17 protein-coding genes are annotated in these 16,859 nt (G+C 56.2%); 7 read left to right on the forward strand and 10 right to left on the reverse strand.

The features are described 5' to 3' along the window. Positions 1 to 28 precede the first annotated feature (28 nt). The 4 genes from U2949_RS04900 (at position 29) to pyk (ending at position 4,286) form a co-directional block, all read left to right on the forward strand. Complete coding sequence (locus U2949_RS04900) at positions 29 to 913, forward strand: 2-hydroxy-3-oxopropionate reductase (RefSeq protein ID WP_009461114.1); 885 nt, start codon at positions 29 to 31, stop codon at positions 911 to 913. A 223-nt stretch (positions 914 to 1,136) separates the two neighbouring features. Continuing rightward, on the forward strand, positions 1,137 to 2,414 hold the full coding sequence (locus tag U2949_RS04905) for a glycerate kinase type-2 family protein (protein ID WP_321286446.1): 1,278 nt from the start codon (positions 1,137 to 1,139) through the stop codon (positions 2,412 to 2,414). Between the two features lie 22 nt (positions 2,415 to 2,436). After that, entirely contained in the window at positions 2,437 to 2,835 is a 399-nt protein-coding gene (locus U2949_RS04910) for a GlcG/HbpS family heme-binding protein (protein WP_009461115.1), read from the forward strand. 29 nt (positions 2,836 to 2,864) lie between these two features. Then, the gene (gene pyk / locus U2949_RS04915; protein ID WP_321286448.1) at positions 2,865 to 4,286 is read left to right on the forward strand and encodes a pyruvate kinase; all 1,422 of its coding nucleotides are present in this window, start codon (positions 2,865 to 2,867) and stop codon (positions 4,284 to 4,286) included. 606 nt (positions 4,287 to 4,892) lie between these two features. On the opposite strand, the gene coq7 is transcribed toward pyk, so the two are convergent. The 6 genes from coq7 to U2949_RS04945 are packed head-to-tail and all read right to left on the reverse strand — an operon-like array spanning position 4,893 to position 9,781. Beyond that, complete coding sequence (coq7, locus tag U2949_RS04920; RefSeq protein ID WP_321286449.1) at positions 4,893 to 5,561, reverse strand: 2-polyprenyl-3-methyl-6-methoxy-1,4-benzoquinone monooxygenase; 669 nt, start codon at positions 5,559 to 5,561, stop codon at positions 4,893 to 4,895. 31 nt (positions 5,562 to 5,592) lie between these two features. Beyond that, the gene (locus U2949_RS04925) at positions 5,593 to 6,228 is read right to left on the reverse strand and encodes a hypothetical protein (protein WP_009461118.1); all 636 of its coding nucleotides are present in this window, start codon (positions 6,226 to 6,228) and stop codon (positions 5,593 to 5,595) included. After that, entirely contained in the window at positions 6,228 to 6,863 is a 636-nt protein-coding gene (locus tag U2949_RS04930) for an SCO family protein (protein ID WP_009461119.1), read from the reverse strand. Before U2949_RS04930 ends, U2949_RS04925 begins: the two co-directional genes overlap by 1 nt. Before the next feature lie 21 nt (positions 6,864 to 6,884). Further along, positions 6,885 to 7,472: a c-type cytochrome gene (locus tag U2949_RS04935; protein WP_026485026.1), complete on the reverse strand. Its 588-nt coding sequence runs from the start codon at positions 7,470 to 7,472 to the stop codon at positions 6,885 to 6,887. A 55-nt stretch (positions 7,473 to 7,527) separates the two neighbouring features. Beyond that, complete coding sequence (locus U2949_RS04940; protein WP_321286450.1) at positions 7,528 to 8,118, reverse strand: cbb3-type cytochrome c oxidase subunit II; 591 nt, start codon at positions 8,116 to 8,118, stop codon at positions 7,528 to 7,530. Positions 8,119 to 8,125: 7 nt separating this feature from the next. After that, on the reverse strand, positions 8,126 to 9,781 hold the full coding sequence (locus tag U2949_RS04945) for a cbb3-type cytochrome c oxidase subunit I (RefSeq protein WP_026485024.1): 1,656 nt from the start codon (positions 9,779 to 9,781) through the stop codon (positions 8,126 to 8,128). Between the two features lie 593 nt (positions 9,782 to 10,374). Between U2949_RS04945 and U2949_RS04950 the strand changes: the two genes are divergently transcribed. From U2949_RS04950 to U2949_RS04960, 3 genes are read left to right on the forward strand one after another with little or no spacing between them, the layout of a single operon-like run. Beyond that, complete coding sequence (locus tag U2949_RS04950) at positions 10,375 to 10,797, forward strand: OsmC family protein (protein ID WP_009461122.1); 423 nt, start codon at positions 10,375 to 10,377, stop codon at positions 10,795 to 10,797. Positions 10,798 to 10,804: 7 nt separating this feature from the next. Continuing rightward, on the forward strand, positions 10,805 to 11,605 hold the full coding sequence (locus U2949_RS04955; RefSeq protein ID WP_035275513.1) for a thymidylate synthase: 801 nt from the start codon (positions 10,805 to 10,807) through the stop codon (positions 11,603 to 11,605). After that, on the forward strand, positions 11,602 to 12,096 hold the full coding sequence (locus tag U2949_RS04960; RefSeq protein ID WP_026485021.1) for a dihydrofolate reductase: 495 nt from the start codon (positions 11,602 to 11,604) through the stop codon (positions 12,094 to 12,096). Before U2949_RS04955 ends, U2949_RS04960 begins: the two co-directional genes overlap by 4 nt. Before the next feature lie 171 nt (positions 12,097 to 12,267). On the opposite strand, the gene gcvH is transcribed toward U2949_RS04960, so the two are convergent. The 4 genes from gcvH to dcd all read right to left on the reverse strand — a co-directional run bounded on the left by gcvH (position 12,268) and on the right by dcd (position 16,811). Beyond that, complete coding sequence (gene gcvH / locus U2949_RS04965; protein WP_021446974.1) at positions 12,268 to 12,642, reverse strand: glycine cleavage system protein GcvH; 375 nt, start codon at positions 12,640 to 12,642, stop codon at positions 12,268 to 12,270. Between the two features lie 86 nt (positions 12,643 to 12,728). Beyond that, on the reverse strand, positions 12,729 to 13,958 hold the full coding sequence (locus U2949_RS04970; RefSeq protein ID WP_026485020.1) for a BaiN/RdsA family NAD(P)/FAD-dependent oxidoreductase: 1,230 nt from the start codon (positions 13,956 to 13,958) through the stop codon (positions 12,729 to 12,731). 6 nt (positions 13,959 to 13,964) lie between these two features. Then, the gene (locus U2949_RS04975; RefSeq protein WP_026485019.1) at positions 13,965 to 16,238 is read right to left on the reverse strand and encodes an arginine/lysine/ornithine decarboxylase; all 2,274 of its coding nucleotides are present in this window, start codon (positions 16,236 to 16,238) and stop codon (positions 13,965 to 13,967) included. Positions 16,239 to 16,247: 9 nt separating this feature from the next. Beyond that, positions 16,248 to 16,811, reverse strand: coding sequence for a dCTP deaminase (dcd, locus tag U2949_RS04980; protein ID WP_009461128.1), 564 nt, complete (start codon positions 16,809 to 16,811; stop codon positions 16,248 to 16,250). Between the last annotated feature and the right edge of the window lie 48 nt (positions 16,812 to 16,859).

A 16,859-nucleotide genomic window follows, 5' to 3' on the forward strand; every position in this document is an offset into this window, starting at 1 on the left:
CTGCAGATAATTATTAGGAGATTACACAATGGCTAAAATCGGTTTTATTGGTTTGGGCATCATGGGTGCACCCATGGCCGTCAACCTGATCAAGGGTGGTCATGAGCTGTTTGCCTACACCCGTGGCGACTTCCCCAAAAGCGTGAAAGAAGCCGGCGCAACCGTTTGCGCCAACGGCACCGAAGTGACCCGTCAGGCTGACATCATCATCACCATGGTGCCCGACACCCCGCACGTGGAAGATGCGCTGTTTGGCGAAGACGGCATTGCCGCCGGTCTGACCGCTGGCAAGATCGTGGTGGACATGAGCTCCATCTCCCCCGTGGCCACCAAAGACTTTGCCGAGCGCATCGTCAAGCTGGGCTGCGAATACCTGGACGCTCCTGTGTCCGGTGGCGAAGTCGGTGCCAAGGCTGGCTCGCTGACCATCATGGTCGGCGGCAAGCAAGAAGCCTTCGACAAGGTCAAGCCCCTGTTTGAACTGATGGGCAAGAACATCACCCTGGTCGGCGGCTACGGCGACGGTCAAATCACCAAAGTGGCCAACCAGATCATTGTGGCTTTGACCATTGAAGCCGTGGGCGAAGCCCTGTTGCTGGCCTCCAAGGCCGGTGCCGATGCAGGCAAGGTACGTGAAGCCCTGATGGGCGGTTTCGCGAACTCCCGTATTCTGGAAGTTCACGGTGAGCGCATGGTCAAGCGCACGTTTGATCCTGGCTTCCGCATCGAACTGCACCAGAAAGACTTGAACCTGGCCCTGACCACGGCACGTCAGCTGGGCGTGGCTCTGCCCAACACCGCAACGGCACAGGAACTGTTCAACACCTGCGCCGCCCACGGTGGCGCAGCACAAGACCACTCCGCCATGGTCCGTGCCCTGGAAATCATGGCCAACTACGAGATTGGTCAATAAGATCGGTGCAAGGATGCTCCTGTCCGGGCTGGTTTCTTCCATGTATCAAGCCACCACGGTCGGGGCATCCAGCAAGCGGGCTGCGGCCCGCTTTTTTTACCGCCAAACCTCCCCAAAACAGCGAACTCTCCCTCGGAGAACGGCTAGTCAAAGCGGGGATGTGAAGGCCTGTTGTAGCGCAGTAAGATGGTTTCTTACCGTCCCTCTGCATTAGGATTGACCCATGAAGATCGAGCCACAAGACTTACTCAGCAAAATGTTTCAAGCTGCCGTCAACGCGGCTCAGCCTGAACATTGCATCCCACCTTATCTGCCCGATGCGCCCAAAGGCCGCACCATTGTGATTGGCGCAGGCAAGGCATCGGCAGCGATGGCCCAGGCACTGGAGCGTCACTGGGACAAAGGCCCCATCAGCGGCGTGGTCGTCACCCGCTATGGCTACGGCGTGCCTTGTGATCACATCAAGATTCTGGAAGCCTCCCACCCGGTCCCCGATCAAGCCGGTGAAGACGCGGCCCGCGAAATTTTGCGCACGGTCAGCGATCTGAACGAAGACGATCTGGTGATTTGCCTGATTTCCGGTGGCGGCTCGTCCCTGCTGCCTTTGGCCGGAGAAGGTGTCACCCTGGCGGATAAACAAGCCATCAACAAAGCGCTGCTGAAATCGGGCGCTTCGATTGGTGAGATGAACACGGTACGCCGCCACCTGTCCGCCATCAAAGGCGGCCGTCTGGCAGCGGCTTGTGCCCCTGCTCGTGTCCTGAACCTGTTGATTTCCGATGTTCCCGGCGACAAGCCCATGGACATCGCTTCTGGCCCCACGGTGGCAGATCCCACCACATGCGAGCAAGCGCTGGAAATCATTACCCGCTACGGCATCGAAATTCCTGCCGCAGCCCGCGCCCTGCTGGAGAGCGGCGATGGCGAAACCATCAAGCCTCACGATCCACGCCTGGCTCATGTCACCACCCATCTGGTCGCCACACCCCAACTGGCCCTGCTGGCTGCAGCTCGTGTCGCTGAAGCCCGTGGGGTGCGTCCCGTCTTGCTGGGCGACAGCATTGAAGGCGAAGCCCGCGATGTAGGCAAAGTCATGGCCGGTATCGCCTTGAGCGTTGCCCAGCATGGCCAGCCTGCCCAGGCCCCCTGCGTGCTGCTCTCGGGCGGAGAAACCACCGTGACCTTGCGCGGCCAGGGCCGTGGCGGTCGCAATGTGGAATTTCTGTTGTCCACCGCCATTGCCTTGAACGGGGCACCCGGTATCTACGGTTTGGCCGGCGATACCGACGGTGTGGACGGCCAGGAAGAAATTGCCGGAGCCTTCTGCGGTCCGGACACTTTGGAGCGTGCCTGGCAACAAGGTATACGCCCAAGGGCCAGTCTGGACAATAATGATGGTCATGGCTTCTTTGAAGCCTTGGATGACGCTTTGGTTACGGGCCCTACCCTGACCAACGTCAACGATTTCCGTGCAATTCTGGTTTTAACCCCTAGCGATTAACGCTTTTCTTAAAGGACTGGACATGAGAGACACGAAAGTACTGACCCTGGCCGATGTTAAAAAAATTGCCGCTGCTGCCGAGCAAGAAGCGCTGAAGAACAACTGGGCTGTCAGCATCGCCATTTGCGATGCAGGCGGTCACGCGCTCTGGATGCAACGCATGGACGGCGCTCCCTTGATGAGCGCCCAGGTTGCTCCCGCCAAGGCACACACCTGCGTGCTGGGCGGTGGCAAGCCCAGCAAGGTTTTTGAAGACATGGTCAACAATGGTCGCTTTGCCGCTCTGTCCATGCCCATCACGCCACTGGAAGGCGGCGAGCCGATTGTGGTGGACGGTCAAGTCATTGGTGCAGTCGGCGTGTCCGGCGTAAAGGCACCTGAAGACGCTCAGATCGCCCGCGCCGGTATCGCTGCTCTTTGAGCTATCGATCCCCCTAAGGACAACAACCCATGAAACGTCAACGTCATTCCCGCATTCTGGCTACCCTGGGTCCTGCCAGTTCTACGCCAGAACGCATTCGTGAACTGTTCGAGGCCGGCGCTGATGTGTTCCGCCTGAACTTCAGCCACGGCACACATGAAGACCATGCCGCGCGCTATCACACCATTCGTCAGATTGAAAAGGAAACCGGTCGCAGTATCGGTATTCTGATGGACCTGCAAGGGCCCAAGCTGCGCGTTGGCAAAATGCAAGATGGCCGCGTGACATTGGAAACCGGCCAGAAATTCCGTCTGGATCTGGACCCCACTGAGGGGACCAGCCAGCGTGCCTACCTGCCTCACCCCGAAATCTTCGCTGCACTGGAAGATGGGACAGACCTGCTGCTCGATGACGGCAAGCTGCGTCTGCGTGTGGACAGCTTCGGTCCGGATTTTGCAGAAACCACGGTCATGGTCGGCGGCCCGCTGTCCGACCGCAAGGGCGTGAACGTACCCGGCGTGGTACTGCCTATCTCGCCCTTGACCGAAAAAGACCTGATCGATCTGAAGTTTGGACTGGAATTGGGCGTGGATTGGGTTGCGCTGTCCTTTGTGCAACGTCCTGGCGACATCCGTGAAGCCCGCGAGCTGATCGGGGAGAAGGCCTGGATCATGGCCAAGCTGGAAAAACCACAAGCGCTGGAACATCTGGAAGAAATCGTCCAGCTGTGTGACGGCGTGATGGTGGCACGTGGCGACCTGGGCGTGGAAGTCCCACCCCAGCGCGTGCCTGTGTTGCAGCGTCAAATCGTGCGTACTGCCCGTGCGGCAGGCCGTCCGGTGGTCGTTGCCACACAGATGCTGGAATCCATGATTACCTCGCCTGTGCCTACACGTGCTGAAGCTTCCGACGTGGCTACCGCCATCTATTCGGGTGCAGATGCCGTCATGCTGTCCGCCGAATCGGCCTCCGGCCAGTTTCCACTGGAAGCGGTGTCCATCATGGACAGCATCATCAAGGAAATCGAAAACGATCCTAGCTGGCGCACTATTCTGGAAGCCAACCACAGCACCGCTGAAGCCAGCACCGCAGACGCGATCTGCTGCGCTCTGCGTCGCGTGGCCAGCATTCTGGAACCGGCAACGAACGTGGCCTACACCACGACTGGCTTTAGCGCCTTGCGTGCCAGCCGTGAACGGCCCATCGCCCCTATCCTGGCACTGACACCCCGTGTGGAAACCGCACGCCGTCTGAGCCTGGCCTGGGGTGTTCATGCCGTGCCTTGCGAGGACGTCAGCGATCTGGGCGAGATGATCGACCACGCTACCGATATGGCAGCGCAGCATGAGTTCGCTCAGGCGGGCGATACCATCGTGATGATTGCCGGTGTTCCTTTTGGCACCAGCGGTCGCACCAACCTGCTGCATGTGGCCACGGTTCCACAGAAGTAAGTTCGCTCAGCCTTGGCGATAAAAAAGCCTTGTCCATCCACAATGATGGGCAAGGCTTTTCTTATTCAGACTGTGCAGTATTTTTTTTCATGTGAAGCCAAAACAGCGACGGCAAGCCGCACGGGCATCAACAAGGCCAGAAGCCCCGTAAACGCTGGCCCTTCAAGGCAGGACATTCACAAACAAAGGAGACGGGCAAAAAAAAACCCGAGATCTAGCGATCTCGGGCAAATCCACCAAAGGAGGAGGGTGGAGGAGACAATCGTGGCAAGTTGGGCTACTAGATAAAGTATCGAGCCAGAAAGCTAAGGGTTATTACGCTTGTTTTTCCCGCTTTCTTTTCAACATCCAATAACTAAAGTCTACCCACAAAAATGGTGCAATGCAAGATAAATGCTCTGGAAAACCCTTAGATGCGTATCTTGTCGCATTAATGCATCAATTTCCTAACGCAAATAACAGTCCAGGTATCTAGTCGTTAACCCTAAGCCGCCAAACAAGCTCCAAACCCACAAAGAAAAACGGGTCAGTAATTGACCCGTTATTACTGCTTGCATCCCTGAAAGCTCAGCACTCACGAAGAAGTGACTAGGCCCAGAACCCCTTTTACAAGCGATACGCCGTTGTCGTCATGACTTTGGACATCATGCGCATCAAGGTTTTGACAGGTGGAGGCAAACCCACAGCCCCATGATTCTCGGCGGTACGACGATGCTCAATCTCGTCATCGCGCATTTTTTCTACGATCCGACGCGAGCGATTGTCTGTAGCAGGCAAGGACTCCAGATGGCTTTCCAGGTGCTCCTCAACCTGACGCTCGGTCTCGGCCATAAAGCCCAGGTTATACGGTACCCCTGCCCGGCTGGCGAGCAAGCCCAAGGCAAAGGAACCGGCGTACCACAAAGGGTTGAACACGCTGGGACGGCTGTCCAGTTCACGCAAACGATCATCGCACCACGCCAGGTGGTCGACTTCTTCCTGGGCGGCTTGCAGCAGTACTTCAGTTGCCTGGGGATCTTTGCACAGCATGGCCTGGCTACGATACAAGGCCTGGGCGCAAATCTCGCCCACATGGTTCACACGCATCAAGCCGGCAGCATGGCGGGCTTCGTCCGCCGTGATCTCGGACACTTCCTTGCCAGCGGGATTCGGGCGCGACGCGCGTGCCGAACGTCCCAATACTTCCAGGGCCCGATTCGTCTCGCTCAGAATCTGGTCAAAAAAGCTGTTGCGTCGGTACAGACGGGTATCGCTGTTGGAAACGGTATGGCTCATGAGGACACCTGCAAAACAAAATGGATGGGTATTATTGCCGCAAAAAGGCGATTACTGCCTTGCTCTCAGACAAGAGCCAAAGCAATGGCAGCACACAAGCCATGATAACCAGGCCTATGCCGGCAATCTCTTGGTCAGACTGCAGATAGAAATTACAGAGCCGAACCGGATTGTCGTAATACAGCAAGCCAACAATGGCCATCATCCAACTGAAGTTACCAAAGAAGAACAGACGAAACACCAGATGAGCGCGGCGCCAGGACTCCATGAACAACATGCCCATCAAGACCAGACCGATATATTTGGCAGTAGCCATGGGAGGCGATACCAACACATCGTCCAGTGCTTTGGGAACCATCCAGTAAGCCGCCGCAAAACTGACCATGATCAGACCAGGCAAACCATACTCATTCAGGGCGTAATACGGGCGTAGTAAAGACTGCATGGCAGCCGAACGGCCAACTCCCTGGTAGCGCAAGGCCAGTTGCAAGCTAATGCCCGACAGGACCAACAAGGGAATATGCACAAGCATATGCAGACTCATGGAGGCTGTCAGGGGGCGATCCCAGAAGGCTGCGGCAGCAAACAGCAAAGCTGCCACTAATGCCAGGGCACTACCAAAATAAGGACGGACTTTAGGGGATTCGACGACACGTTTTAAGGACATTACATCGCTCCCTTCTTATCCAGATCCTCGAGGGCACGCTTGGCATACGCCAGGGCCAACATAGGTTCACCGTAATCCACGATACGACCCAGGCGCGGTTCGGCACTGACAACGTGATAGGCCGCGTTGTGCTCGTACTCATCAAAAGGGGCGGGAATGACGACGATACCAAAATCATCCAGCACACGCTGACGCTGCTCGCCGGGCATCATGGTGACAAATTGCCAGACGTCCGGGTTGGCCTTCATGGTTTTGCTATAGCGGCGCAGGTGATCGGGCGAATCGGTGGGATCAAAACTGATGCTCAGCAGGCGGATACGGTCCTGCAGGCCCTCGTCCACAATGGCTTTTTGCAGTTGCTGATACTCCGAGCCCATCGCCAGACATAGCGTGACACAGCGGGTATAGATGAAATTGACGATGGTAATACGGCCATCGTTTTGCAGCAGAGAGCTTAGCTGGGTACTGCCCCCGGCAGGGAGCAGTACTTCGACATCGGAGATCAGACGCGGCGAGGCGGCAACATCGTTGCGACGGGCCGTCTCGGCTGTCAGGGCGGAGAACCCTTGCGTCAAATGGGCCAGTGCCCCAATACCCAGGGCGAAGACCAGGAGAATACTTATAAATAGTCTCATCGCTGGCCCATCATTTCAGTCTTACTCTTCCATGGGAGCCAGATCAGCGTCCCCATTCCAATGATCGGTTTTATCAGCTGTTTTTTCACGTTCGGCTTTGACAAAGGCCACGTCCACAGGATCGGCGCTATTGCCACCCAATTCTGTACGCAGGTAATTAACAACGGCCGTCATTTCCTCGTCATTGAACTTCTCGCGGAACTCGGGCATCGCACCATTGTACTTATTACCCTTGACCGTGATCTCACCCGTAATACCGTGCAGCATGATCTGGACCAAAACTTCAGGCTTGCGCAGTACCCATTCGGAACCCACCAGCGGAGGGAACACGCCTGGAACACCGGCACCCGTTGCCTGGTGACAGGCGGCACATTGGGCTACGAACAGCTGCTGACCATCTACCGCGCCTTCCGGCAATTCGAAGTCGGCAACGATACGGTTGTCGCCCACGGTTGCGTCATGGCTCAGGTCACTGCTGAAAATATAGTAGATGCCCCACAGGAACAGACCTGCAATGATCAGCAGAACCACCCAAGGGATCGGTGCTGCGTTTTCTTCCGGATCGGAATGCTCACGCAGCTGTGCTTCATATTTACGATTGTCGCTCATTCTAATTCTCCGAGGCGCCCCGCCCTGCGGGGCGCGCTAGCTCAGCAATGCCTGTTTATTTGATAACGCTGGCTGGCGCTACGGGATACGTACGATCCAGCGCCAACAGGTATTCAACCAGGTCCAGGGCCTCTTGCTTGGCCACAACCACCTTGCCTTCGGGTGCGAAATCACCAGGCAAATTGACAACCTTGTCGCCGTCCTCTGCCTTGTCCTTGAGCTCGAACATGAAGGGGTAAGAAGGCATATTGCTGCCAGGGGTATAAGCACGAGGCTGATACAAGTGGCCCAGGTGCCAGTCCACGCTAGGCTGACGTGCACCAATATTGAGCAGGTCAGGACCGGTACGCATGGTGCCGAGCAGGTGAGGTGTGTCGTAGAAGTAGTCGCCTGCTACCGAGGCACGACCCCAGCCACGCTGGAAGTCAGGAGCCTGGTTCTGGCTGCGTGGCTGCTGCGAGTGACAGTAGACACAGCCCATATCAATGTATTGCTGACGGCCGCGCAGTTGCACTTCCGTGTAGGGCTTGAGGCCTGGTGAAGGCTCCACCTTTTTAACTTGCAGGTAAGGGACAACGACCAGAGCCGATGTGGCCAGGGCGAGCGTCACCATGGCGCCGCCCAATAGTTTGTATTCGCTTTCCATGACTAAATCATGCCTCCACTACATTGCGAGTTGCCGAGCGCTGGTGAAACAGGGCTGGACCAATACGACGGCTGCCATAGCGCAAAGCCATTGCCACAAAGTGGAAGGCAAACACAAGGTGACCCAGAGTCATCAAACCACCACCAATCGAGCGCGACTTCAGGTAAGGCATCGTGACAAACACCGATTCCATGAAGGCTTTGGCAGGATCAAGCATGGCCAGACCTTGCAGCCAACCGCCAATGCTCAGACCAATAGCGTAGATGGAGAAACCAATCACAACCAGCCAGAAGTGCAGGGAGATCAGTTTGGGGTAAGGCCATTCCCAGGACATGACGCGTGGCATCACGTAGTAGATGGCACCGAACATCACGATGGTAAAGAAGCCGTACAAGCCGATGTGAGCGTGGGCAACCGTGAAGTGCGTGAAGTGGGTAATCGTGTTGATGCTGCGCAGCGCTTCAAAAGAACCTTGAATGGAGCTGACGGTGTACATCATGCCGCCCAGCACGATAAAGCGCAGGGTAGGCGAGTGAATCAGGGTACGGAAGTGACCCTTCATGGTGTAGTGCTGGTTGATCGAGAAAGCCAGCACAGGGATGATCATCATCATGCTTTGCACGATGGACAGGGTAACCATCCACTGCGGCACGGGACCACCAACCAGGTGGTGACCACCGACCTGACCGTAGAAAAATGCCAGGCCCCAGAAACCCACCAGAGACAGGTTGTAGGAGCTGATAGGCTGACCGATGATCTTGGGCAGGAAGTAGTACACCGAAGCCAGAGCCATCGGGGTGTAGAACAGACCCAGCACGTTGTGGCCAAACCACCAGTTCATGGTTGCTTGTTCAACACCCACGTGCACGGCAGGCAGGTTGCCGACCAGGAACAGGATGGGGAACCAGAACAGGGCTGCGCCCATGTACCACACCGATACATACAAGTGGTGAGCACGACGGTTTTGCAAGGTGAAGACCAAAGGCAGGGCAGCCAGAGCACCACCGATAACCATCAGGATATCAACCTGCCAAGGCATTTCCAGCCATTCCATACCGTCGGTGATACCCATCGCGATACATGTAAGACCGATAGCCAGGCCAATGTTCCACAAGATCCCGCCCGTGATGGCATAACGCGCACCGATCAGGGGAGTCTTGAGCAAACGAGGCAGCATCCACATGGCAACGCCGAAAGCGGCCATTGGAGCCCAGCCGTAAGCCACACCGTTCAGGTGCAGCGTACGCATGCGACCAAAGGTCATCCAGGCGTGTTGCGTCAGAAATTCGGGATCGTGCAGCTTGATCGAGCTGATCAAACCTGCCGTCGAGGCAAAGATCAGCCAGAAGACCGAACAGGCCAGCAAAATGAAAGTGACCTTGGCGGAGGAGCGGTCGGCTTCCACGCGTTCTGCCAATTCAAGGCTCAGCGCCTGACGATCTTCAGCCGAAATTGCCTTGCGGCCCATTTCTTCTTGAAGTGCCTGACGTTGTTCAGGGGTGGCGGAAGGGTCATCTACCTGCCCGATTTCGCCTTTGGAGAAGATCTCTCGCGAAGCAGCGGGACTGTGGTCAAAGAAGTTACGGCGTAACGACCAGATGAAAACAAAGAGTCCTGTAACGGACAATATGAAAGCTAGTAGCAGTATTGAAACGGTATTCACAATGATCCAGGCCTGGTTAATGTGAAGCTGCCAAGCAGCTCGGCGGCACCTTGACGCGTCGCAGATCAAAAGAGCATGGACGCAAAAAATCTGCGACTGCCTAGGTCGCGAGAGCCGTCATGTTAAAACACCCGCTTGTGACGTCCGAATAAAGCCCCCATTGAAAGCAAGGTTTATTGAGACAGAACAAATACGAGCACGACATTTTTTGGTATACGGGCGACAGCCATTATAGGCGAGGGTAAACCCCTGTGACATATCTGTTTCAAAATGCCGTGTACCGCACAGCAGTTTATCCTAGGACAAACAACAAAACCAGTCTAAATCTTACAAAGAGCGTGGTTCTGCTCTGATTTGTCCATATGGAATTTCTTATACGGGTTCCACATCCGCCACAATCAGATGCCCTGAGAAGTAACAAGCACCTCATCCGGGCTTCACATTTCAATGAGCAATAAAGCTGCAAAAATCCGCATCAAATCACGCTAAACCTGGTTTCTATCCAGGCGCGACACAGCCCTCATCAAAAAGTACAATCACCGCTATCAATCTACTGACGAGTCTTGGCTCGCACTGCAAACAAAGGAATTCATATGGAATGCACAATCGACTGGGGCGGCAAAGACGGAATGTTGTTCGTTGCCCGTACAGGCAGTGGTCATGTGACGGCCATGGACGGTGCACCCGAAGGTGGCGGCAATAACCTGGCTCCACGCCCCATGGAAATGCTGCTGACCGGCGCCGGTGGCTGCGCAGCCTACGACGTGGTGCTGATCCTCAAACGTGGTCGGCACGCCATTACCGGCTGCCAGGTCAAGCTGACGGCCGAACGCGCCGACACCGACCCCAAAGTCTTTACCAAAATTCACTTCACTTTTGTGGTCACTGGCAAGGATCTGCCCCAGGCCGCCGTTGAGCGTGCCGTACAACTGTCGCACGACAAGTACTGCTCCGCTTCGGCCATGCTGGGCAAAACTGCCGAGATCACCTATTCCGTCGACATTCAGCAAGCCTGAGGCCACCATGTCCCTGTATCCCTACGAAGACCTGCTGCGCCTGGTCTACACCCAAGGCACTCCCAAAGGGGACCGCACCGGCACCGGCACGAACTCGGTATTTGGCCACCAAATGCGCTTCGATCTGTCGCAGGGTTTCCCGCTGATCACCACCAAGAAACTGCATACCCGCAGCATCTTTATTGAGTTGCTGTGGTTTTTGCGTGGTGAGTCCAATGTGCGCTGGCTGCAAGAGCGCGGCGTAACCATCTGGGACGAATGGGCCGACAAGGACGGCAATCTGGGCCCGGTCTATGGTGTGCAATGGCGTTCCTGGCCCACTCCCGATGGCCGTCATATTGACCAGATCAGCCAGTTAGTGGAACAGATCCGCAAGAATCCCGACTCACGCCGCCTGATTGTTTCGGCCTGGAACGTAGCGGATGTGGGCCAGATGGCCCTGCCCCCATGCCACGCCCTGTTCCAGTTTTATGTGGCAGACGGCAAGCTATCTTGCCAGCTCTACCAGCGCAGTGCCGATATTTTCCTGGGCGTGCCCTTCAATATCGCCAGCTACGCCTTGCTGACTCACATGATGGCGCAGCAATGTGATCTGGAAGTGGGTGATTTCATCTGGACTGGTGGTGACTGTCACCTGTACTCCAACCACTTCGAACAAGCAGAGCTACAGCTCTCGCGCGAGCCTCGCCCCTACCCCAAGCTGACGATCAAGCGCAAACCCGCCAGTCTGTTCGATTACGAGTACGAAGACTTCGAAATCACCGACTACGATCCTCATCCCCATATCAAGGCGCCTGTTGCCGTATGAGCTCTACCCCTTTTATTCGCCTGGTCGTTGCCTATGCTGCCAATCGCTGCATAGGCAAGGATAACGACCTGCCCTGGCGCCTGCCTTCCGATTTGCAGCACTTCAAGCGCGTGACCATGGGTTTGCCCATCATCATGGGCCGTAAAACCTGGGAGTCGCTGGGCCGTCCCTTGCCCGGCCGCCCGAATCTGGTGATCAGCCGCAATGCGGATTACCGGGCAGAAGGTGCGCAGGTATTCAGCAATCTGGACGATGCCCTGGCGGCGTGCCCCGGCTTTGAAACCGCTTGTGTGATTGGTGGCGAACAGCTTTTCCGTCTGGCCCTGCCTGTGGCGCAAGAACTGATTGCGACCGAGATCAAGGCTGATGTGGATGGAGATACTTTCTTTCCGGAACTGCCCGCCGGTGAGTGGCAAGAAGTGGAGCGCCTGCCTCAGCCTGAGGAAAACGGTTTCACTTACGACTACGTGACGTATCGCCGCCGTAGTTAAGAAAACCGGCTACTTGGCCCAAGCTATCCGTCTCACTGCACGCTTAACCGCGTATACTCGAAACCAAATAAAAGGCCTGAATCCGATGACACGGATTCAGGTCTTTTTTGCGATCAGTCCGCCGAAATCAGGCAAGACCAAGGCGTATTCCTGCTAACTCAATATCTGAGCTTACTCAGCCACCGCTGCATAAGCAGGGCCATCCAGCAAACCTTGCAGATCAGCCGGATTGTCAGCCTTGAGCTTGAAAATCCAGGTATCAAATGGAGCTTCATTGATCAGATGCGGTGCATCGGACAAGGCCTGGTTGAACTCCACCAGCTCGCCCGCTACAGGCGCGTAAATATCGGAGGCGGCCTTCACCGACTCCACCACACCCGCTGTAGCACCCGCAGCCAGACGCGTCCCTGGGGTGAAGTCACCCACAAACACCAGGTCGCCCAACTGATCTTGAGCAAAGTCGGTAATGCCAACCAGCACAACACCGTCTTCATCTTTGGCCCACTCGTGGCTTACTACGTACTTTCTATCTCCTGGCAGCTGCATATCGCCTCCCTGACTGACCAGCCAACAATCCCGATGATTTCAGAAACGGCAGCAGACCATGCCCACTGCCCTTCCCGCTCGCATACTTAACCTTGCTCTGCCTGTGTCTTCAAAGCACGTGCACACGCTGCTGCCGACGCCCAGGCCCATTGGAAGTTATACCCGCCCAGCCAGCCGGTGACATCGACCGCTTCACCGATGAAGTACAGACCAGGTACTTTACGTGCTTCCATGCTCTTCTGATTGAGCTCGCGCGTATCCACGCCGCCGCTCATCACTTCCGCCTTTTTATAGCCTGCGGTGCCACTAGGTTTCAACTCCCAGCCATTAATCACCTGTCCCACCGTGCGCAATACACGATCCGGCAGATCGGCCAGACGTTGCTGCCCCACGCCTTTGGGCAACAAGTCCGAGGTATCCAGCCATTGCTCAACCAGACGGCGCGGCCACAAAGTCGACAAGACCGTGACCAGTTGCTGACGGTTACCCGCTTTCAGATCCAATAATTGTTGCGCGATGTCCTGACCGGGAGCCAGGTCCACACTAATGGTATCGCCCGACTGCCAGTAGCTGGAAATCTGCAAGATGCCCGGCCCGGACAAGCCACGGTGCGTGAACAGCAGATCTTCCAAAAAGGCCTGGCGTTGCCTGCCTTGCCCTGTGCTGACTTCCACTTCCAGAGCCATTCCGCTCAAGGCAGAAAATGGCTTCCAATCCCGACCATCAAAGGTCAAAGGCACCAAAGCCGGATGCGGTTCGATCACTTTCAACCCAAAGTGACGCGCCACGCGCAAGGCATAGTCCGTGGAACCCAGCTGCGGAATCGCCATGCCACCCGTGGCAATCACCACCTGCAAGGCATTCAAATCCCCCTGACTGGTGCGCAGCACAAAGCCTTCCTCGGTACGGCCAATGGACTGCACCGAACAGGGCATGCGCCAGGACACCTGTCCTTTCAAACACTCCTGGCGCAGCATCTGGATGATGGACTCGCTGGAGTCATCACAGAACAACTGGCCTTTGTGCTTTTCATGAAAGCCGATGCGGTACTCTCGCACCAGTTGCAGAAAATCCTGGGGGGTATAGCCCGCCAAGGCAGAACGGCAAAAATGCGGGTTCTTGGACAGAAAATTCTCTGGCGAGGTGCCCGTATTGGTGAAGTTGCAGCGCCCTCCACCGGAAATACGGATTTTCTCGGCCAGCTTTTCAGCGTGATCAATCAGTACCACTCGCAAGCCACGCTGGCCTGCGATACTGGCAGCCATCATACCGGCCGCACCTGCGCCGATGACGGCAACATCAAAAAAAGGGATCACGCGGGTTTACTCGTTGGTTTCAGACTCAAGCACACAATCTACGTAGTAGCGCGGCAGTCCATCGGGGCCGATATCCTGCGCCAGTCCATGCACATAGGTCTCAAAGCCAGGGAAGCGGGCATTGAACTCGCGCGCAAATTGCAGGTACTCCACAATGCGCGAGTTAAAGCGTTCGCCAGGAATCAGCAAAGGGATGCCTGGAGGGTAAGGCGTCAGCAATACACCCGTCACACGGCCTTCCAGCTCGTCAATACCCACGCGCTCAATATCGCCATGCGCCATCTTGGCATAAGCATCCGAAGGCTTCAGAGCGGGAATCATGTCGCTCAGGTACACCTCGGTCGTCAGGCGAGCCAGATCGTACTTGCGGTAGGCCTGGTGAATCTGCTGACACAGATCACGCAAGCCCATGCGCTCGTAGGTAGGCTGAGTCTTGCAAAAGTCCGGCAAAATGCGCCACATGGGCTGATTACGGTCGTAATCGTCCTTGAACTGCTGCAAGGCGGTCAGCAAGGTATTCCAGCGGCCCTTGGTGATGCCAATGGTGAACAGAATAAAGAAGGAGTACAGGCCGGTTTTCTCGACCACCACGCCATGCTCGGCCAGATACTTGGAGACCAGAGCGGCAGGAATGCCTTGTTCGGCAAAGGTGCCGGAAATATCCAGGCCGGGAGTCACTACCGTGGCTTTGACCGGATCCAGCATGTTGAAGTTGGTCGACAACTTGCCAAAGCCGTGCCATTCCGCATCGGAGCGCAGAATCCAGTCGTCGCGCTCGCCTATGCCTTCTTCAGGCAGATTGTCCGGTCCCCAGACCTTGAACCACCAGTCGTTCTCGCCGTATTCCTTGGACACCTTGCGCATGGCGCGACGGAAGTCCATGGCCTCGCAAATGCTTTCCTCGACCAATGCGGTGCCGCCGGGCGGCTCCATCATGGCCGCCGCCACATCACAGGACGCAATAATCGCGTACTGCGGGCTGGTGCTGGTGTGCATCAAGTAGGCTTCATTGAACACGTTGCGGTCCAAGGGGCGGTTTTCCGCATCCTGCACCGTAATTTGGGACGCCTGCGACAAGCCTGCCAGCATTTTATGCGTGGAGTGCGTGGCGTAAATCATGGTGTCTTTGGTGCGCGGACGGTCCGCACCAATGGCGTGCATGTCGTGATAGAAATCGTGGAACGCCGCATGCGGCAACCAGGCTTCATCAAAGTGCAGCGTGGGGATCTTGGAGTCCAGGGTTTCCTTGATCATTTCCACGTTGTAGATCACGCCGTCATAGGTACTTTGCGTCAGCGTCAGAATACGGGGCTTCTTGTTCTTGGCCTTGCTGGCAAACGGGTTGGCCTCGATCTTGCGCGCAATGTTTTCCGGCAGGAACTCGTCTTGCGGAATGGGGCCAATAATACCCAGGTGGTTGCGCGTGGGGCGCAGAAACACCGGGATAGCGCCCGTCATGGTAATGGCGTGCAGAATCGACTTGTGGCAATTACGGTCCACCACCACTACGTCGTTATTGGCCACATTGGCGTGCCAGACGATCTTGTTGGACGTGGACGTGCCGTTCGTCACGAAAAAGCAGTGGTCGGCATGGAAGATGCGGGCAGCATTGCGCTCGGCCTCGGCCACCGGGCCGGTGTGGTCCAGCAGCTGGCCCAATTCATCGACCGCATTACAGACGTCGGCACGCAGCATGTTTTCACCAAAAAACTGGTGAAACATCTGGCCAACCGGGCTTTTCAGAAAGGCTACGCCCCCCGAATGCCCTGGGCAGTGCCAGGAATAGGAACCGTCAGACGCGTACTTGACCAGCTCGCGGAAAAACGGCGGCGCCAGGCTTTCCAGGTAGGAGCGTGCTTCACGGATGATGTGGCGCGCCACGAACTCGGGCGTGTCCTCGAACATGTGAATGAAGCCGTGCAGCTCGCGCAAAATATCGTTGGGGATATGCTGCGAGGTGCGTGTCTCGCCGTACAGATAGATGGGGATGTCCTCGTTGCGGAACCGCAGCTCGCCAATAAAGGAGCGCAGGTTCTTGATCGCATTGGCGACATCCTCCGGGGAATCCACATCGAATTCCTCATCATCAATCGACAAAATGAAGGCGCTCGCGCGGCTTTGCTGTTGCGCAAAAGAACTAAGGTCACCATAGCTGGTGACCCCGAGAACCTCTACGCCTTCGGCCTCTATCGCCGAGGCCAGGGCTCGAATGCCCAGGCCCGACGTATTTTCGGAACGGTAGTCTTCGTCGATGATGACGATGGGAAAACGAAACTTCATCCAGAACTCCTAGGTACGAGGCAGGGTAACGCCTAGCTGACCTTGATATTTGCCGCCGCGGTCGCGGTACGACACTTCGCACACTTCATCGCTTTCAAAGAACAACATCTGTGCACACCCTTCACCGGCGTAAATCTTGGCTGGCAGCGGGGTGGTATTGGAAAACTCCAGGGTGACGTGGCCTTCCCACTCGGGTTCCAGCGGAGTTACGTTCACGATGATGCCGCAACGGGCATAAGTACTTTTGCCCAGACACATGGTCAACACACTGCGAGGAATACGGAAGTACTCAACCGTGCGGGCCAGCGCGAAAGAATTGGGCGGAATAATGCACACATCACCGACAAAATCCACGAAGGATTTTTCATCGAAGGCCTTGGGGTCCACGATGGTCGAGTTGATGTTGGTGAAAATCTTGAATTCGTTGGCACAACGCACATCGTAGCCATAGCTGCTGGTGCCGTAGCTGACGATACGTTGTCCGTCTACATTGCGCACTTGGCCTGGCTCGAAAGGCTCGATCATGCCCTGGGCAGCAGCCCGCCGAATCCAACGGTCGCTTTTGATACTCATAAGAAATTAGCCGCCTTAAATCAGTAACCGGTTATTTTATCGTTTAGA

Origin of the sequence: Alcaligenes phenolicus, from assembly GCF_032063905.1 — a bacterium.
GTDB lineage: Bacteria > Pseudomonadota > Gammaproteobacteria > Burkholderiales > Burkholderiaceae_B > Alcaligenes > Alcaligenes phenolicus.

Coding starts and splice junctions, on each gene's coding strand:
- coq7 (WP_321286449.1), bottom strand. CDS start 5,561: ATGAGCCATACCGTTTCCAACAGCGATACCCGTCTGTACCGACGCAAC.
- dcd (WP_009461128.1), bottom strand. CDS start 16,811: ATGAGTATCAAAAGCGACCGTTGGATTCGGCGGGCTGCTGCCCAGGGC.
- U2949_RS04900 (WP_009461114.1), top strand. CDS start 29: ATGGCTAAAATCGGTTTTATTGGTTTGGGCATCATGGGTGCACCCATG.
- U2949_RS04975 (WP_026485019.1), bottom strand. CDS start 16,238: ATGAAGTTTCGTTTTCCCATCGTCATCATCGACGAAGACTACCGTTCC.
- U2949_RS04960 (WP_026485021.1), top strand. CDS start 11,602: ATGAGCTCTACCCCTTTTATTCGCCTGGTCGTTGCCTATGCTGCCAAT.
- U2949_RS04905 (WP_321286446.1), top strand. CDS start 1,137: ATGAAGATCGAGCCACAAGACTTACTCAGCAAAATGTTTCAAGCTGCC.
- U2949_RS04940 (WP_321286450.1), bottom strand. CDS start 8,118: ATGGAAAGCGAATACAAACTATTGGGCGGCGCCATGGTGACGCTCGCC.
- U2949_RS04930 (WP_009461119.1), bottom strand. CDS start 6,863: ATGAGACTATTTATAAGTATTCTCCTGGTCTTCGCCCTGGGTATTGGG.
- U2949_RS04935 (WP_026485026.1), bottom strand. CDS start 7,472: ATGAGCGACAATCGTAAATATGAAGCACAGCTGCGTGAGCATTCCGAT.
- U2949_RS04955 (WP_035275513.1), top strand. CDS start 10,805: ATGTCCCTGTATCCCTACGAAGACCTGCTGCGCCTGGTCTACACCCAA.
- pyk (WP_321286448.1), top strand. CDS start 2,865: ATGAAACGTCAACGTCATTCCCGCATTCTGGCTACCCTGGGTCCTGCC.
- U2949_RS04950 (WP_009461122.1), top strand. CDS start 10,375: ATGGAATGCACAATCGACTGGGGCGGCAAAGACGGAATGTTGTTCGTT.
- U2949_RS04910 (WP_009461115.1), top strand. CDS start 2,437: ATGAGAGACACGAAAGTACTGACCCTGGCCGATGTTAAAAAAATTGCC.
- gcvH (WP_021446974.1), bottom strand. CDS start 12,642: ATGCAGCTGCCAGGAGATAGAAAGTACGTAGTAAGCCACGAGTGGGCC.
- U2949_RS04925 (WP_009461118.1), bottom strand. CDS start 6,228: ATGTCCTTAAAACGTGTCGTCGAATCCCCTAAAGTCCGTCCTTATTTT.